The sequence below is a fragment of the Staphylococcus piscifermentans genome (genome assembly GCF_900186985.1).
GTDB lineage: Bacteria > Bacillota > Bacilli > Staphylococcales > Staphylococcaceae > Staphylococcus > Staphylococcus piscifermentans.
On sequence record NZ_LT906447.1, the window covers coordinates 222687 to 240249 of the forward strand.

At 39.2% G+C, this 17563-nt stretch carries 16 protein-coding genes and 1 riboswitch; of the genes, 11 read left to right on the top strand and 5 right to left on the bottom strand.

Features of this window, described 5'->3' with window-relative positions:
• Nucleotides 1-80 precede the first annotated feature (80 nt).
• A complete protein-coding gene (locus CKV71_RS00955; RefSeq protein WP_095102889.1) occupies nucleotides 81-1382 on the bottom strand; it encodes an LLM class flavin-dependent oxidoreductase in 1302 nt (433 codons plus the stop codon).
• A 215-nt stretch (nucleotides 1383-1597) separates the two neighbouring features.
• Complete coding sequence (locus tag CKV71_RS00960; protein WP_095102896.1) at nucleotides 1598-2350, bottom strand: 3-oxoacyl-ACP reductase; 753 nt, start codon at nucleotides 2348-2350, stop codon at nucleotides 1598-1600.
• 108 nt (nucleotides 2351-2458) lie between these two features.
• Nucleotides 2459-2561: riboswitch (TPP riboswitch) on the bottom strand.
• A 146-nt stretch (nucleotides 2562-2707) separates the two neighbouring features.
• Between CKV71_RS00960 and CKV71_RS00965 the strand changes: the two genes are divergently transcribed.
• Complete coding sequence (locus CKV71_RS00965) at nucleotides 2708-2905, top strand: hypothetical protein (protein ID WP_095102899.1); 198 nt, start codon at nucleotides 2708-2710, stop codon at nucleotides 2903-2905.
• Nucleotides 2906-3161: 256 nt separating this feature from the next.
• On the opposite strand, the gene CKV71_RS00970 is transcribed toward CKV71_RS00965, so the two are convergent.
• Entirely contained in the window at nucleotides 3162-4352 is a 1191-nt protein-coding gene (locus CKV71_RS00970) for an MFS transporter (protein ID WP_157738563.1), read from the bottom strand.
• Nucleotides 4353-4581: 229 nt separating this feature from the next.
• Between CKV71_RS00970 and CKV71_RS00975 the strand changes: the two genes are divergently transcribed.
• The 4 genes from CKV71_RS00975 to CKV71_RS00990 all read left to right on the top strand — a co-directional run bounded on the left by CKV71_RS00975 (nucleotide 4582) and on the right by CKV71_RS00990 (nucleotide 7800).
• Nucleotides 4582-4776 carry a hypothetical protein gene (locus CKV71_RS00975; RefSeq protein ID WP_095107175.1) on the top strand — a complete coding sequence of 65 codons (195 nt, stop codon included), beginning with the start codon at nucleotides 4582-4584 and terminating at the stop codon, nucleotides 4774-4776.
• A gap of 121 nt (nucleotides 4777-4897) precedes the next feature.
• Nucleotides 4898-6322 (top strand): YfcC family protein, encoded by a 1425-nt coding sequence (locus tag CKV71_RS00980; RefSeq protein ID WP_095102905.1) that lies wholly within the window; start codon nucleotides 4898-4900, stop codon nucleotides 6320-6322.
• A 50-nt stretch (nucleotides 6323-6372) separates the two neighbouring features.
• On the top strand, nucleotides 6373-6744 hold the full coding sequence (locus CKV71_RS00985; RefSeq protein WP_231917532.1) for a DUF1722 domain-containing protein: 372 nt from the start codon (nucleotides 6373-6375) through the stop codon (nucleotides 6742-6744).
• Between the two features lie 195 nt (nucleotides 6745-6939).
• Nucleotides 6940-7800 (top strand): phytoene/squalene synthase family protein, encoded by an 861-nt coding sequence (locus CKV71_RS00990; protein ID WP_231917533.1) that lies wholly within the window; start codon nucleotides 6940-6942, stop codon nucleotides 7798-7800.
• A 90-nt stretch (nucleotides 7801-7890) separates the two neighbouring features.
• Here the strand turns inward: CKV71_RS00990 and CKV71_RS00995 are convergent, their stop codons facing one another.
• Nucleotides 7891-8316, bottom strand: coding sequence for a pyridoxamine 5'-phosphate oxidase family protein (locus CKV71_RS00995; RefSeq protein ID WP_095102907.1), 426 nt, complete (start codon nucleotides 8314-8316; stop codon nucleotides 7891-7893).
• A gap of 135 nt (nucleotides 8317-8451) precedes the next feature.
• Here CKV71_RS00995 and CKV71_RS01000 point away from each other — a divergent pair, with 135 nt between their 5' ends.
• From CKV71_RS01000 to CKV71_RS01015, 4 genes are all read left to right on the top strand, one after another.
• Complete coding sequence (locus CKV71_RS01000) at nucleotides 8452-9630, top strand: glycerate kinase (protein WP_095102909.1); 1179 nt, start codon at nucleotides 8452-8454, stop codon at nucleotides 9628-9630.
• Nucleotides 9631-9983: 353 nt separating this feature from the next.
• The gene (locus CKV71_RS01005; RefSeq protein ID WP_095102911.1) at nucleotides 9984-11417 is read left to right on the top strand and encodes a YhgE/Pip family protein; all 1434 of its coding nucleotides are present in this window, start codon (nucleotides 9984-9986) and stop codon (nucleotides 11415-11417) included.
• A gap of 91 nt (nucleotides 11418-11508) precedes the next feature.
• Nucleotides 11509-11967, top strand: coding sequence for a MarR family winged helix-turn-helix transcriptional regulator (locus CKV71_RS01010; RefSeq protein WP_095102913.1), 459 nt, complete (start codon nucleotides 11509-11511; stop codon nucleotides 11965-11967).
• Between the two features lie 167 nt (nucleotides 11968-12134).
• The gene (locus CKV71_RS01015) at nucleotides 12135-13136 is read left to right on the top strand and encodes an NADP-dependent oxidoreductase (protein WP_167376379.1); all 1002 of its coding nucleotides are present in this window, start codon (nucleotides 12135-12137) and stop codon (nucleotides 13134-13136) included.
• Nucleotides 13137-13218: 82 nt separating this feature from the next.
• On the opposite strand, the gene CKV71_RS01020 is transcribed toward CKV71_RS01015, so the two are convergent.
• Nucleotides 13219-14028 carry a CPBP family intramembrane glutamic endopeptidase gene (locus tag CKV71_RS01020; RefSeq protein WP_157738564.1) on the bottom strand — a complete coding sequence of 270 codons (810 nt, stop codon included), beginning with the start codon at nucleotides 14026-14028 and terminating at the stop codon, nucleotides 13219-13221.
• 296 nt (nucleotides 14029-14324) lie between these two features.
• Between CKV71_RS01020 and mqo the strand changes: the two genes are divergently transcribed.
• Both mqo and CKV71_RS01030 read left to right on the top strand, forming a co-directional pair.
• Nucleotides 14325-15812, top strand: a complete 1488-nt coding sequence (gene mqo / locus CKV71_RS01025; protein WP_095102919.1) for a malate dehydrogenase (quinone) — start codon at nucleotides 14325-14327, stop codon at nucleotides 15810-15812.
• Between the two features lie 216 nt (nucleotides 15813-16028).
• Complete coding sequence (locus CKV71_RS01030; protein WP_095102921.1) at nucleotides 16029-17549, top strand: AbgT family transporter; 1521 nt, start codon at nucleotides 16029-16031, stop codon at nucleotides 17547-17549.
• Nucleotides 17550-17563: the final 14 nt, after the last annotated feature.

Here is a 17563-nt window from a genome sequence, read left to right on the forward strand (position 1 = left end):
TTATATTACTCTTTCAAAAGTGTCAAACTTATTTTACATTTACTATCAAAAAAGCAGAATCACATGGATTCTGCAATTTCTTAAACTCCTAAATATTCTCTAAATGTTGAACCGATATATTCAGTGCGATATAAACCACGTTTCTGCAATTCTGGAACAATTAAATCGACAAAGTCTTCAAGACTGTCCGGCAATGTGGGAGGCATCAAATTGAATCCATCTGCCACACCTTCATTCAACCAATACTCCATTTCATCAACGATAGTTTCAGGCGTACCGATAAGTGTCAAGTGACCACCACCTGCATTCAAATAACCTAATAATTCACGGACAGTAGGGTCAGTATCATTAATAATTTCCAATACCGTTTCATAACGTCCGACCGGTCCGGTAAATTCCTCTACGGGAGGTAACTCCGGTACTTTTGCATCTAATTCCCACTCAGAGCAGTCTTGTTGCACAAAGAAGCTCAATTGTTTTAAGGCTGTTTCAATCGGTAATTTTTCATCTAAAGCTGCTTTCTTTTCCAAAGCTTCTTCATGCGTTTTACCCACATAAGTAACTAAACCTGGGAAGATTTTAAGACGTCGGTCAGTGTAACCTTGCTTAGCAATCTCAGCATCCATGCGCTTTCTGAAATTTCTTGCTTGCTCAATATTCCAAGAAACCGAGTAGACGGCATCCGCATATTTTACAGCTAAAGCGACTCCTTGTTTAGATGCACCTGCTTGCATAGCTACCGGTTTGCCCTGTGGACTGCTCGGTGTTGAAAGCGGTCCTTTTACTGCAAAATTAACGCCTTTATGATTGAAAGGCTGGATATTCTCAGAATCTACAAGTTGATTTTTCTCACGATTATGCTTGAAATCCTCAGGATGCCAAGATTCAAACGCGGCATTCATGACTTCTGCAAATTCTTCCGCAATTGCATAGCGCTCATCATGATTAGGCAACTCTGTCATGCCATGGTTTTTAGCCTCCAGGTCAGTCATTGAAGTAACCAGGTTCCAACCCGCACGACCACCTGAAATATGGTCCAGACTCAACAATTGTCTTGCAGCCGTATAAGGATTCGAGAACGTGCTCGAAATAGTAGAAACCAGTCCCACATGTTGCGTTACTTGTGAAATTGCTGTTAAATTCACAATCGGATCAAACCAGAACGCCGGCATCGATGTATCATCCTTTGCAGGAAAAGATTGATTATCAGCAAAAAATACTGCATCAAATAAGCCACGCTCAGCAATTTGCGCTAAATCTTGATAATAACTAATATCTCCAACACGTTCCACACTCGAATCAGGCATCAGCCAAGCAGCCTGATGATGACCACAACCGAATATGAGGACACCAATATGTAGTTGCGCTTTCTGCTCAGACATTTCCATTCACCTCTGTTTTTATTTTTAAAAAGAAAGCATGAGAAAGAGGGCAGAACTTGAGAGTGCGCCCTCTTGGTTGATAGACGGGGTTAATAAACGGGCTTCAAAGTGCAGGTTTCTCGGTAATAAGTACGCAAGTCGCAAAAATCAAAAAGCGATTTTGTGCTCTTTGCTTCTTATTACTCAAATCTTAACCGCCTTCTCAAGCACCTTGTTTAATTCATTGTCAATCCGCCGTCTACTGTAATATTTTGTCCTGTAATGCCTTTAGCTTGTTCGGAGACTAAATAAACTACCATGTTGGCTACATCTTGAGGTGTTGTCACTTTTTTCAATGGTGTAGTTTGAGCGATTAAATCGAAGACTTCTGGTGTTGTCACCGCACTAGCGTCTGTAGTTTTAAGTAATCCTCCAGAGACGACATTAGCAGTAATGCCGTATTGTCCTAATTCTGAAGCGATATTACGTGTGAAGCCGATTAAAGCTGCTTTCGCTGTTGTGTACTCATGGTAAGGTACAACAGGATTTTGGTATAAATTAGTTCCGATACTTACAATGCTTCCTGCTTGGTGCTCGATGAATTGGGATGCTACGCTTTGCACTACATTGAATGCTGCTTTTAAGGTACCGTCAATTTGTTGCTGGTAGTCTTCCCAGCTCATGTCAGGAAACGCTTTTTGGGCAGTTGGGTCAAATTTGAATCCGACTAATGCGTTATTCACGACTGCATCAATTTGACCGAACTTTTCAGTGCCTTCTTTTACCAAAGCGTCTACTGCTTCGCGATTTGTGACATCTGCTTGTATTGCGACAGCGCGTTCGTTTCCGATTTCTTGAACGAGTTGTTCTGCTGCGTCTTTGCTTTGATTATAATTGATAATAATGTTGTATCCTTGTTCTGCGAGTGTCTTAGTGATTGCTGCACCTAATCCGCGTGCACCGCCTGTTACGAGTACTGTTCTTGCCATGTGAATCCGCTCCCTTTTTTCTATAATAGACATAAAAAAATACGCATGATTGTTAAAATCTGCGTAGGCAAGAGGGCAGTCTGAGGTCAGTATTAAACCTACTCGTTCTGCGGTTATCTCACACTTTCCTACGCTAGTTTCAGCTAGATCAGGTTCAAAGGGTCTGAGGAAAACCTCATCTCAGTTTTAAAAAACACCCCTAGTGCGTATCTTTTTGTTACTTTCAATGTAGCTTGAATTGGAGAAGGTGTCAAGAAGAGGAGTGCTCTGTATGCAATGCGTGAAATTTAGTGAATGAAAGTGTTATGATAAAGGGGAATTCTAGCGGATAATTTTTAAATGAATGGAGGGATTTGAATGTTCTGGTTAGGCATGTCGTTCCCAATTTTAGCAGTCGGCTTCATTGTGATGGCTGTACGTGAAGAAAAGAAACGTAAAGCGAAACAAAAGGAAAAAGAAGCGAAATGGGAAGCAGAAAAAGCACAGAATAATGGTGAAGCAGCCACTAATTCTGCCGAAAATCATTCAAATGCTGAGGAAGAAGCTAAACATTAAAGAAAGCTGGGACATATTAAATTGTCTCAGCTTTTTCGTACTTTGCGGAGGTGGGACAACGAAATCATTTTAATTCATATTATTTCTGTTCTGTTACCTGCCTTGTTGATTTTGATTGAAATGATAAAGGCGAATTTCAGTAAGTATTATAATGGCGACCACACCTGCAAAATAAGCTGAAGTTTGTAATAGAAGCGATGTTTGTTGAATAAACAGTATGGTGTATAAAAGTGAACACTTATTCTGTACAAAACTCCTAATTATCAATTTCACTTTGCTTCATAGAAAGTGAAAAGTAAATTAGAGTTAACAAAATGAGAATCGCGACAGATAAATATACAGCAGACTGAGAATAATTAAGCAGTAAGCCAAATACTAATAACGATAATGGTGTTAGAGTTTGAACGATAGATTGCGTCAGTGAAAATACCCGACCTTTATAATTTTCTTCAATATAATTTTGCATATAAATTGAATAGGGGATATTCACTAATGGTAAAGATACCCCGATTACGAAATAAATTACAAATAGAATTATAAATCCTGTAGTTGAGGTAAGATTAAATAACAAAGCAAGTCCAAGTGTCAAAACACCGATAAACTGAATACCAATGGCAGCCTGTGTAGGCGCTTTAAGTTTGTTTTTAATTGGAAATACAGAAAATAACAATGAAACAGCAAACATACCCACAGTGAATGAGGATTCTACAATTCCGAATTGTTGAGAAGAAAGTTTCATAGTTTGTATAGAAATAACCGGAATACCTACAACTATAGAATTGATTAAAAAATTAATAATGAGTGCAATACTGATGAATTTTAATAGAATTTTATTTTTGAACAAGTAAGAGAATCCTTCTTTAAAATCTTCTGTTAAACTTTTTTCACTCGTTACCATGACTCTATCCATGGTTAAAAAGAAAATAAATAGTATAGAAATTGATTCAGTAAGTACGTTTAACAAGGCGAGATATTGAATAGAAATAAATGCAATCAAAACACCACCGATAATTGGTGCAAGGAAACTAATCCCACTGCTATAAGTTTGTCTTAAAGAAACAAATCGTTCCATATCATCTTGAGAAATATTTTTAATATTAGCGTTTACAATCAAACTAATTGCACCATCTGTTAAATTGAGAATAATACCTAATACGATAATGTAATAGAAATACGTATTAAATAGTGGGATAAATAATATTAAAGCTGTTATATTGATGATCTGTGAAATAATAATAATCTTTTTATTGTTATATTTATCTGTCCATATGCCAAATAAAGGTTGGCTAATAATTGAAGAAATTACAATTAAAGCTAAATAAATTGAATAAATAGAAGCGGTTTCCGTATGTTGTAATATGTAAAAGGCACAAGCAAAACTAAATATTTTTGAACCGATAGATGATATTACTTCAAAAAGCAATAAGTTAATGGACCTTATATTCATGATGAACATCTCCTTTGTAGAAGGCTAGTGTAATAAGAATAGCACAATTATCAAATACATGTATGAATATTCAGAAAAATAAACATTTTTTTATTTTAGATTAATCAATAAACGCAATATATTACTTGTCCTTTAAATGTATCCTCAATATGATATGGTGAAAATATAAAATGATTTATTTGAGGAGGAGAGTAATATGCCGGATTCTAAATTGGCGCGTAATGAAGAAATGGAAAAATCTCTCTTTTGGAAAAAGGGATTTATTCCTGTTTATTTCATTGCAGCTCTACTTTTGTTCTTACTATTCCACTTTTATATTCAAAACGTCGCCCTTCCAATTTACTTGCTTATATTCATGCTGATTGGATCGGGAGTTGCTTCAATCATTTATAACAGCAAGAAAGAGAAGAAAAACAAGCTGTAGGGCAACAGCTTGTTTTTTATAGATATACCGACATAAACATTCTCCGCTTAATCTCTCAAGATTAGGCTATAATTAACGAAGTAAGAAAATTCAGACATCTAAAAACAAAGGGGTAATGTTTATGACAGAGACAACACAAGCAAAGGACAAAACGAAGCCATCGAAACCTAGGAAATTCAAATTCAAAACACCGCATACTTACGCTTTACTAATGATGATTATCGCTGTAGCTTGCATTTTAACTTATATTATTCCAGCAGGAGAATACAAACGAGAAGAAAAGGGCGGACAGACACTTGTAGTTCCAGGATCTTACCATGAAATTGCACAACACGGTGTATCCTTTCTAGACTTATTCCGAGCTGTGCCAGAAGGATTATTAACAGGAGGAGAAATTGTCTTTTACATCTTCTTAGTCGGAGGCGCCTTTGGTATTGTTCATCGTACAGGTGCTTTCGAAAACGGTATTAATCAGGCCATAAAATCATTAGGTTCTTCGAAAATCCTGATGATTCCGCTCACTATGACCGTCTTTTCCATCTTAGGATTCTCTATCGGTTTAGCAGAAGAAACTATTATCTTCGTGCCGATTGGTGTCATTATTGCCCGCACGCTTGGTTATGATGCACTGACAGGAGCCGCCATGGTCATACTCGGTGCTGCCAGCGGATTTATCGGCGGAATGCTTAATCCATTTACAGTCGGTGTTGCACAAACAGTGGCAGAACTGCCGATGTTCTCAGGGTGGGGCTTGAGAACAATCATCTATCTCTTTATACTAGCCGCCGCAATTTCTACGGTTCTGCTCTATGCACGCAAGGTAAAACGCAATCCGCAGAAGAGTATCGTGTATGCCCTTGAACAAGAAGAAGGCGATAGCCATAAAGACATTGACTATGAACGCTTTACCAAACGCCAAGCCTTAGCACTCGGCATGATTGTGCTCGCTATTATCTTCAATGTATACGGCATCTTCCGCTTCGAATGGACCTTCAACCAAATGAGCGCCAACTTTGTACTGGCAGGCTTACTCGCCGGCCTAATCAGTGGACTTGGTCTCAACGGAACTTTCGACGCCTTTATCGACGGCATGAAAGACATCCTCTTCGGCGCCATGATCGTAGGTTTCGCCAAAGGAATCGTCGTCATTTTAGAACAAGGCAAGATCATCGACAGCATCATTCACGGCATGACCACACTATTAAACGACGTGCCATCATCCATCGTCATCATCGTCATGTTCATCTTCCAATTCTTCCTGAACTTCTTCATCCCATCCGGTTCAGGCCAAGCACTCACAACCATGCCATTGATGGTGCCCATTTCAGACCTGCTGCACATCAACCGTCAGCTCACCGTGCTCGCCTTTCAATACGGCGACTCCATCAGCAACGTCCTCTTCCCGACATCCGCCATCCTGATGGGAGCCCTCGCCGTAGCCAAAATCTCCTACGTCCAGTGGCTGAAATTCGCCTGGAAACTCATCGCCATTTGGGCCCTAATCTGCGCGATAGCCATGTCCATTGCATTAATTGCAGGATATTAGGGAAAAGAAACCCTTGAAGAGAACCGTGCAAGGAAAGAGGAGGCCTGAAGGTGAGCCAACATACGAAAGAGAAATTGTGGAGCGAATACAAATACGAAGTTATGTGGCACAGTCAGAAGCACTACAATCAAATACGTGAAGAAATGAAAGCACAACTCACTGAAGACGGTTTAAAATCTTTAATCGATGAAGCTTTAGCTATTGAACCGCAAAAAGGTTCTATGCTGAATACCTTTGATCATATGTGGGGATATTTTAAGAAAGAAGCAACAGATACAGAGAAAGAACAGCATCAAAAATTAAAAGAAAACTTCCAATCTGACAAAGCAACACAAACTGACTTATTGCAGTTTATTTGTACACTTGCCGAAAAATATCAGGGCAAGTATTTGTTGGATTCGTCGATTTTGAAAAAAGCATGACAAAATGTAAATATAATCTAAATTTTTCAGAAAAAAGGTATGTTATTAAATGACATTTATCTCTTTTTCGCTTAACATGTAACACAAGTTTCAATTAAGTACGATTAATTTAGGTAACAGTCTTAAATTGATTTTATTTTTATAAATAGAGGGAACAATTCCTAGTAAGAATAATGACAACAAGGTGTGATTTTTGTGGAACAGACAATCAATGAAGATTATGAATATTGTAAACGTATCATGGAAGAATACTCTAAAACTTTCTTCTATGCCTTCAACAATCTTCCAGAAAGCGAACGTAAAGCAGTATGGGCTATTTATGCAATTTGTCGCATGATAGATGACAGTATTGATGAGTATGAAGATCCTGAACGTTTGCAGGCGATACGTGAAGATTTAGATGCGGTTTATAAAGGGAAATCTGAGCAGCAATTTAAAAGCGATGCGCCAGTCATGCGTGCATTTAGCGATACTTTGCAAGAATATTCTGTTCCGCAACAAGCATTCTTGACTTTGATGGATTATGTAGAAGCGGATTTGACGATGACGGCCTTGCAGACAGACCAAGATTTATACGCGTATTGTTATGGGGTAGCTGGTACGATTGGAGAATTGCTGACACCGGTATTAGCAGACCCAACGTACTATGAAACTGCTGATGCAATCGGTATAGAATTAGGCAAAGCATTGCAAATTACGAATATATTGCGAGATGTCGGAGAAGATTTTGAAAATGGTCGCATCTATCTTAGTGCGGAACGTCTCCAGAAATATGAGGTGGATTTAGAAGCGGTCTATCATCAAGGTATTACCCAAAATTATATTGATTTATGGGAAAGTTATGCGCAAGATGCAGACGATATGTATACGCACGCTTTAGACAACTTACATTACTTCCATCCTGAAGCACGTCCGATTATTGAGTTAGCTGCTGAAGCGTATCATGCAATCTTACCGGTAGTGCGCAAACAGAAATACTCCTTACATCAACGTGCCTATGTCAGCCGTTGGAAAAAAGGTCGGATTTATCGCCGCGTAATGAAGAATTATAAATAAGGCAGAGAGCGAGACAGAAATAACATTCGCATTATAATTGCTGCCACATAAAAAAGCTGAGGCAACCTTTGCCTCAGCTTTCAATACATATTAATCAAATTCTACTAATTGCGGTCCATCTTCAGAATCGCTGTTCATGAGTTTGATAGATTTTGGAATGGCTCTGATGACACATAATTTAGGGTCATCTTTAGATTGGAAGAATGATTTATCTTGTTCATCCCAAATCCAATCAATAATATCTGGATTCTCAGTTACTTCTAAATCAGCGTAGATTTCTAAGAAACTGTGATTTTTTGTATCGTCATAACCAAGTAAAATATGAGCGATAGGATTCTTTTCAATTTCCTCGATTTTCATTGATTCTCTGCTCGTTTTTGTATAAAGATCAAATTCTTGATCATAGAAAATCATATAACGACTATCTGGAACATTGTCTTGTGAAGTAGATAAGACACCGATACGGGATTCTTTCATAATTTCTTTGATTTTTTTCAATACAACTTCTCTATCCATTTCGCTTCACCTCTCTTAGTATTTACCCGAATTCATTTGTATTAAATAAAAATACGTAAAATTGATATTTCATTTTGATGTAAAATGTAAAACAAATATAATGGAATTAAGGAATTGTAAATGAGGAGTGAGGAAATGAATGTTAAAAAGATAGTCATTGCTCCAGATTCATTTAAGGAGAGTATGACAGCGGCAGAAGCGGGACGTGCACTGCAAATGGGCTTGAGCGCTGCACTTCCAGAAACGACTGAATATGATATTGTCCCGATGGCAGATGGTGGTGAAGGAACGATGCAAGCACTCCATTCAGCTTTAGGTGGTGCTTATCAGAGAATCGAAGTACAAAATGCACTAGGTGCTCCTGTAGAGGCGCAGTACTCTTATGTCTTTAACCAGGCCACTGCGATTATAGAATTGGCTGAGGCATCAGGCTTGGAACGTATTTCAGCAGAGGACCGCAATCCTCTCTTAACTTCTACTTTCGGTACAGGCCAACTGATCTTGGATGCTTTAGAAAAGGGTGCACAGAAAATCATTCTAGGCATCGGCGGCAGTGCAACTAACGACGGCGGTACAGGAATGTTGCGTGCACTAGGTGCAAAATTCTTTGATGCAGAGGGAGAAATATTACCTGAAGGCGGTGCTTCATTAAAACGATTAGAGCACATTGACTTGAGTGCAATAGATGACCGTCTGAAAGATGTAGAATTTGAAATTGTTTGTGATGTGGATAATCCATTGCTTGGAGAACGTGGCGCAACTAAAACTTATGGCGCGCAAAAAGGAGCGTCAGAAGCGGATTTAGAAGTATTAGAAGACGCACTCACTCAATATCGGGACGTCTTAATCACCACTTTCAATCACGATTACTCTGAAGTTCCTGGGGCTGGCGCAGCTGGTGGCACAGGAATTGCGTTGCATGCGTTCCTTTCAGCTGAATTGACACGTGGAATTGATGTGGTATTGAGAGAAACCGATTTAGAAACACGCCTAAAGAACGCAGATTTGTGTATTACCGGAGAAGGCAAGATAGATGCACAGACAATTTACGGCAAAACACCGATTGGCGTGGCAGAAGTGGCGCAACGTTGCAACGTGCCTGTCATAGCAGTCTGCGGCGTAGTGGGCGAAGATTATGACATTGTACATGACCATGGCATTTCCTATGTGTTTTCATTAGTAGGTAAAGATGATGAAGCTAAGCATGCCGACAAGCCTTCTCAAACGGAAATTTCAGAAGCTGTGGAGAATGGATTTAGTGCTATGGTGGAAAAAGGTAGAGCAATTGGCGAGTGGATTCAAAGAAAAAAATAAATTTTCTGTTTACTGATCTAAAAACAGGTGCTGAGATATTATTTTGTCTTGGTACCTGTTTCAATTTTTTAGGAATAATAAATGTAAACGTTTCACTCCTTATCACATAAGTATTTAAAGATTTGAAGATAATTTTCCGCTTCAAATACTTTTAAAAAGATGAAATTTTTCTGTTGACGAATGGCTTTGAGGAGTTTATTATTAGAAATCGTACACAGGGTGTACTATTAAAAAACGAACTTAAATAAAGTATCGTGCGACGTATATTAAAGTCAAAATTTCACGCAATAGCGTATCATAATGTTCAACGGTACACGGGGTGTACTTTTAAGAAAGTAAGGAGAGAGTAGAAAATGTTTAATGAGTTTAAATTGATGAAAAACAACAAAATGTTGATTGTGGCGTTAATCGCCATCGGTTTATTGCCGCTCATTTATGTTGCACTATTTGTAGGGTCAATTTGGGATCCTTATGATAAAACGGATAACTTGAAGATTTCGATTGTCAATCACGACAAATCAACAACCTTTCAAGGAAAAAAATTAAGTATCGGCGATGACTTGGTTGATAAATTAAAGGATAAGAAAAAATTTACGTTCCAAGAAGTCTCTGAAAAAACTGCCAGAAAACAATTGAAGAATGGTAAGTCTTTAGGAACAATTATTATTCCAAAGAATACGTCAAAAAATGCGACTACTATATTAGACGAACACCCTAAGAAAATTCACTTAGAAACACAAGTGAATCCTGGCTCTAGTTTCACTGGAAGCCAAGCAGCACAAAAAGCCATTGATACAGTTACAAAAACAATGCAAAATAATGTGCGCGAAAAATATTTAGGTGAATTATTCAAAGCAAATAAACAATCTAAAGAAGGTTATTCTGATACCTCCGATGCTTTAGGCCAAATGTCTAATGCAGAAGGTCAATTAATCGACGGTAATAACCAAGTGACTCAAGGTTTGCAACAAATGGCTCCAATGGCTGGTGCACAAGGTCAACAGTTATTGCAGGGCAATGAAAAAGTAACAAGCGGTTTACAAGAATTGCAACAAAATAATAATCAATTGAAATCTAAAATTGATGATGCAGTTAAAAAACAAACTGACGTACATTTTGATAAAGCCAATGAAAATGCATTAAATAATATTGAAGATGTAGATCAACATAATATTACAAAAGCAGATCACTATGGCGAAACAGTATTGCCTTACATGGCTGCTGTAGGTTTATTCGTAGGCGCCGTATCCTTTGCAGCGATTTATCCGCTAACTAAAACAATGACGCCAGAGACAAGACCTTGGAAACAAATTCTAGGGAAAATATTCCTTTATGTCATTCAAGGTACCTTTGCAGCTATCTTAATGAGCTTATGGGTCATCTTCGGACTCGGTTTAGATATTGAAAACATGGGACACTTCTTATTAGTCGGCATCTTATGGAGTATCGCAGCACTGTCCTTAACTTCACTCTTAGTGTTATTCTTAGACCGTGTAGGACTCTTCTTAGCAATGCTCGTTCTTGTATTGCAATTGAGTTCAAGTGAAGGAATGTTCCCAATTGAAATGTCAGCAGCATTCTTCCGCTTCATCCATCCATTCTCACCAATGTCATATGCTATCCAAGGATTCCGTGAAGCTATCTTTACGAACGCCGGTCATTTCAGCTTCGGTTTCGTCATGCTGTCACTTGGCAGCATCGCAGTCGTTTCTATGTTGATCCAATACCTCGTATTAATCTGGTTCAACAAACGCGGCAAACCATTGATTCAAATGAGCTTTAATTAAGAATGAAACAATATTTTTTCGAAAGTAGCTCAAGCATAAGACGAATAACTGTTATACTAGGCTTAGTGATAAATGGAATGGAGGCATCATCATGACTTATGATATGCAAGAAGCGCTGACACGCTTCGACCTCATTTTGATGAGTATCAACAAGACAATTTCGGATATGCTGCAAGAAACTGGACTGGAATATACCATTTCACGCGAACAAATGGAAGCACTGATTATTATTCGTACCTGCAACCAAGTCACGGTCAATGAATTGGCTGAGAAGCAAGGCATTTTTAAGACTGCTGCTTCTAAACGAATTAATAAACTGGAAAAGTTAGGGCTGGTAAAGCAGGCGCCCTCTGAAAATAAACGTATCAAACTGATGCAGATGACAGAGGAAGGTGCACGGTTTTTAGATGAAGTGAAGCGCAAACTTTCCAGCGTTGTAGAACAAAGTTTACATGGCATATTTTCGACGGAAGAAATCAATGACTTCGTCGATAAATTAAAGGATATTGAAAAGGCTTTAAAAGAACGAAAACGCTATATACACGATTAAATCTGTGGGGGATTTAATAGATAGAAAGTCGGAATACCTGTAAGAGGGTGTTCCGACTTTTTTAGATGAAATCATTATCAGACTGAACACACGGGTAAAGATTACTATTGTAACTAACTTAAATAACTATATGACGAGAAATTGGAGTGGTGGTAATGACTGAAACAATGAAAGCAATGGCTGTAGATAAATATGGTAAACAACCCGTGCAAATGAAAGAATTACCTATTCCAGAAGTAGGGACAGAAGACGTCTTGGTAAGAGTGAAAGCAGCAAGTGTCAATCCAGTAGATTTCAAGATACGTGACGGCGATTTAAAGATGGTCATGAAATACCGTTTCCCGCTAATTTTAGGAAATGATTTTGCAGGCGTGATTGAAAAGGTAGGTAAAGATGTTACGGATTATAAAGTCGGCGATAAAGTGTATGGTCGACCAGGCAAGGATAAAATCGGTACGTTCGCGCAATATTTTGCGTTGAGTCATAATGATATTGCGCCAATGCCAGAGAACTTAAATTATGTAGAAGCGGCAAGTATCCCTTTAGTCGGCTTGACCTCTTATCAAGCCTTTCATGAAATTATGCATTTGAAAAAAGATGATAAAGTGCTCGTACAAGCAGGCTCAGGTGGTGTCGGTACGTTTGCCATCCAGCTCGGCAAAGTAATGGGCTTGCATGTGGCCACAACTGTAAGTGATCGCGGCGAAGAGCTCGTGAAGTCTTTAGGTGCTGATGAGATTATCAATTATAAACAACAAAACTTCTGGGATGTGCTGTCTGGTTATGATGGTGTATTTAATCTGATTCCAGGAGAGAATCTAGATAAAGCTTTCACTATTTTAAAACGTGGCGGCTCCATCGCTTCATTAGTAGGACCGCCTACTAATAAGTTTGCTGATGAGATGCATCTGAATCCTATCCAACGTTTAGGCGTGTGGTTTATGTCCCGCAATGTACGCAAGTTGATGAAACAATATGGCGTGCACTATGAATTCTTCTTAATGCATCCAAGCGGCGAACAGCTGCGTACGATAACGAACTTGATTGAGGAACAAGAAATTAAACCCGTCATTGACAAAGTCTTTCCATTCCATGATACGCAGAAAGCTTTAGAGTACTCTGAAGAAGGACATGCGAAAGGAAAAGTCGTTGTAAAAATAGAAGATTAAGACTGCGCGCAGTCTCATTTTTTTAAAAAATAAATGGTAGAGAGAAGCGAAACAGAAGGGCTGAACTCTCTACCATCTTCTTTTACATATAAATAAGTACGAAGACAATAGCTACACTCGCAGCAGCATTATTGAGCATATGGACGACGTAGCTGTCCCAAATATTACTACGACGGTTGTATGCCATATAAAATGCGGCGCCCATTCCTCCATATAATAGGAAGAAGATAATATTATTCGGCATATGATTCAGCGAAAAGATGGCTGAAGAAATCAACATCGGCCACCAAAAAGAAAACTTTTTGAAAATCGTTTCTTTGAAAATGCCGCGGAAAGTCAATTCTTCAAAATAAGGTGCAACAAACGTGATATCTATCAAGAAAATTGTCAGTGCAATCACGACCATCGGATTGCTGAAATTGGTTAAATTATCAATTTGGCTCATCAGTGCTTTATTATTAGCAGAATTCTCCGTATGGAAAATAGCTGTGGCAGCTACCGCACATACAGTGGTCCAAACATGTAAGCCGATAAAGTACAAAACATCAATTCCGAAATCTTTTAGACGGATAGCTTTCATTTTTTCATAGCCACGTTTGCGGTAATACCATGTAATTAACCAAGCCATCAGTCCCGTGACAATAATATAAAGAAGAATTAAAACGACAAACACAGCGGCGTGGGCTTGTTTACTAAAAGCCACATATGCAGCAATCGCACCAGCTATAGCTGTTGGAATCTGTGTAATAATCATGAAACCGATGAAAATAAGTATATTGACGATGATATTACCTTTAGGGGGCTTGTTCTTAGTTGCGCCGGCATGTGCATGACGCGGCCGACGAATAAGTTGGTAACGGCGTCTTGTTGTATGAGATGGATACTCTGACATCAGGTGAAGCCTCCTTATGATAGTTAAGATAGGGATAGTGTAACATATTTGTGTTAATTCCATATAAAGTGTCCAAAATGTGTATAAATTTTAAACATCTGATGACTAAGTGATTGACAGTGTAGATTAGTAAGTTTTATGATAGTAAATGTACAAAGATGCTTTCTTTTTGAATATCTGAGAAATACAAACGCTTTATTTTATATATAGACGAATGTACTCTACAATAGGGTTGAAAAGGGAAGTAGTGTTATCTCAGCAAGATTACTTTTAAATTTAAGGAAGGTGGTTTTAAAGTGAGTCAATCAGAACAAAAAGACGTCATTTTAATTGGCGCTGGTGTTTTAAGCACTACATTTGGTTCATTTTTAAAAGAAATTCAACCAAACTGGAATGTTAAACTTTTCGAGCGCTTGGATGGACCTGCGCAAGAAAGTTCATATGATACAAGTAATGCTGGTACTGGGCATGCCGCATTATGTGAATTAAACTATACAGTGGAACAACCGGATGGTTCGGTCGATGTGGAAAAAGCGAAAGAAATTAATGAGGAATTCGAAATTTCAAAACAATTCTGGGCGCATTTAGTGAAAACGAATGCGATTTCTAATCCTCGTGAATTTATTACACCGCTTCCGCACATCAGTTTCGTACAAGGTATCCGCAACGTTCAATTCTTGCAAAAACGTTATGAAGCCTTGAAAGATTTACCAATGTTCGAAGGCATTGAATTCACTCAAGATCGTGAAAAATTAGCAGAGTGGATGCCATTAATGATGAAAGATCGTAAAGAAAATATTGCGATTGCAGCAAGTAAAATTAACGAAGGTACAGACGTTAACTTCGGTGAATTAACTCGTAAACTTGCGAAAAACTTAGAATCACATGACAACGCTGAATTGAATTATCGTCATGAAGTTATCGGCTTCCAACAACTCGGCGACAAAAAATGGGAAGTGGAAGTGCGCAACTTAGATGACAATACAATTTCTACACACGTTGCAGATTATATCTTCATCGGTGCAGGCGGCGCAGCAATTCCATTACTTCAAAAAACTAAAATCGAAGAAAGCAAAAACTTGGGCGGCTTCCCAATCAGCGGTGCTTTCTTAGTATGTAAAAACCCAGAAGTGGTTAAAGAACACGATGCCAAAGCATACGGCAAAGAACCACCAGGCACACCGCCAATGACAGTGCCTCACTTAGACCGTCGTTATGTTCGCGGTGAGAAAAGTTTATTATTCGGACCATTCGCAGCAATCGGTCCTAAATTCTTGAAACATGGTTCAAACTTGGACTTATTCCGTTCATTGAATAAAGACAACATTTTAACAATGACTTCAGCCGGTTTGAAAAACTTGCCATTAGTGAAATACTCAATCCAACAATTGTTGATGAAGAAAGAAGACCGCATGAAAGAATTGCGTCGCTTCGTTCCTAGCGCGAAAGACGAAGATTGGGAATTACACATTGCTGGTAAACGTGTTCAAGTAATTAAAGACACACCAGAATTCGGTAAAGGCTTCATCCAATTCGGTACAGAAGTCGTGCATTCTAAAGACCACACAGTTGTCGCAATGCTTGGTGAATCACCAGGGGCTTCAACTTCAGTATCTGTAGCTTTAGATATCATTGAACAAAACTTCCCATCATACGTAGAAGCTTGGACACCAAAAATTAAAGAAATGGTGCCATCTTACGGTCAATCATTAATCAAAGATACAGACTTATTGCATAAAGTCCGTCAAGATTCAGCTGAAGCTTTAGACTTGAATAAAAAATAAATAGATTGATGATTTCATGAAAGGTGAAGACCCGCTACGAGGTTTTTACCTTTTTTATTTCCTCATAAAATAGGCCAATCTCCTAACCAATCTTTTTCTTATTCCCTCAATCTTGTTCTCTAACCTCTATAATCACAATTTTCAGAATTATTTGCACAATATAATGTTTTACCGATATACTAGTTTCAACTTACATCTTTTTCAGGGGGTATGCGTATGTCAGAAGCAAAGAAGAAAAAAGGGTTTGTAGACAGGTCGCTGGATATTATCGAAAAGTCAGGTAATAAATTGCCGGATCCAGTCGTGATTTTCATCTCACTCTGTGTCATTATTTTGATCGCCTCAGTCATTACAGGTTCACTGGGCGTCAAAGCCAAGAATCCGGCAGATGGAAAAGTTGTGGAAGCAGTCAACTTATTGACACCAAGCGGAATTGCGAAGATGATTTCCGAAGCGGTCAATAACTTTGCGACCTTTCCACCGTTAGGACTTGTACTGGTCGTAATGCTAGGGGTAGGCATTGCGGAAAAGACAGGTTACTTCGAAACGGTCATGAAATACACCATTGAAAAAGCACCGAAGAAAATTATCGTTCCCGTCATTATTTTAGTGGGAATTCTCGGTAACGCAGCAGGGGACGCTGCGCCCATTGTATTGCCACCTATCGCAGCCATGATCTTTATTAAACTAGGTTACCACCCGATTGCTGGACTCGTAATGGCCTATGCTTCAGCACTCGGCGGTTTCTCAGCCAGTCTCGTTATCGGAATGACCGACGCACTCGTGGTTTCTTTTACCGAACCAGCCGCAAAGCTAGTAAGTGATTCAGTGCATGTCAACGCAGCAATGAACTATTACTTCTTATGCGCCTCCACCTTACTCTTGCTCATAGTTGCCTGGTTTGTGACCGTCAAAATTGTGATTCCGCGCTTCGGAAACTATGATAGTTCCGTTCATGAAGAGGAAGACGACATTACCAAACAAGAACGCCGCGCCATGCTATTTGCCAATATCGGTTTAGTCCTTGTCCTCATCATTATCGCAGCTTTAGCCATTCCCGAAAACGGCATCTTACGTAATGCGAAGACAGGCAGCTTAATCAATGATTCGCCACTGATGAACGGAATCGTACCAATCATCACCATTTTATTCCTAGTACCCGGACTCATTTACGGATTCGCAGCCAAAACCATGCGTACCACACGCCAATTCGCTGAAATGCTAGGAGACGCCATGAGCACCATGGGACCTTTCATCGTTATCGTCTTCTTCGCCGCACAGATGCTGGCCTATTTCACTTGGAGCAACCTCGGTACCATTATGGCCATCAAAGGTGCAGAAGTACTCAAAGGCGCAAACGGCGTCATCTTAATACTCGGAGTCCTAATACTTTCAGCAGGCATCAACATGCTGATGGGGAGCGCCTCAGCCAAATGGGCCATACTCGCACCCATACTCGTGCCCATGCTCATGCTGCTCGGCTACCATCCCGCCTTTACACAAGTCATCTACCGAGTCGGCGATTCCATCACGAACCCCATAACACCCATGATGCCTTACCTGCCGTTACTCCTATCCTTCGCACAACGCTATCAGAAAGACATCGGCATCGGCACACTCATCGCCGCACTCATGCCCTACTCAGTCGCATTCGGCATCTTCTGGACATTACTGCTGATACTATGGTACCTGCTTGGCATACCAGTCGGTCCAGGCGGTCCCATCCACCTTCCATAAACCCATTTGGGAAA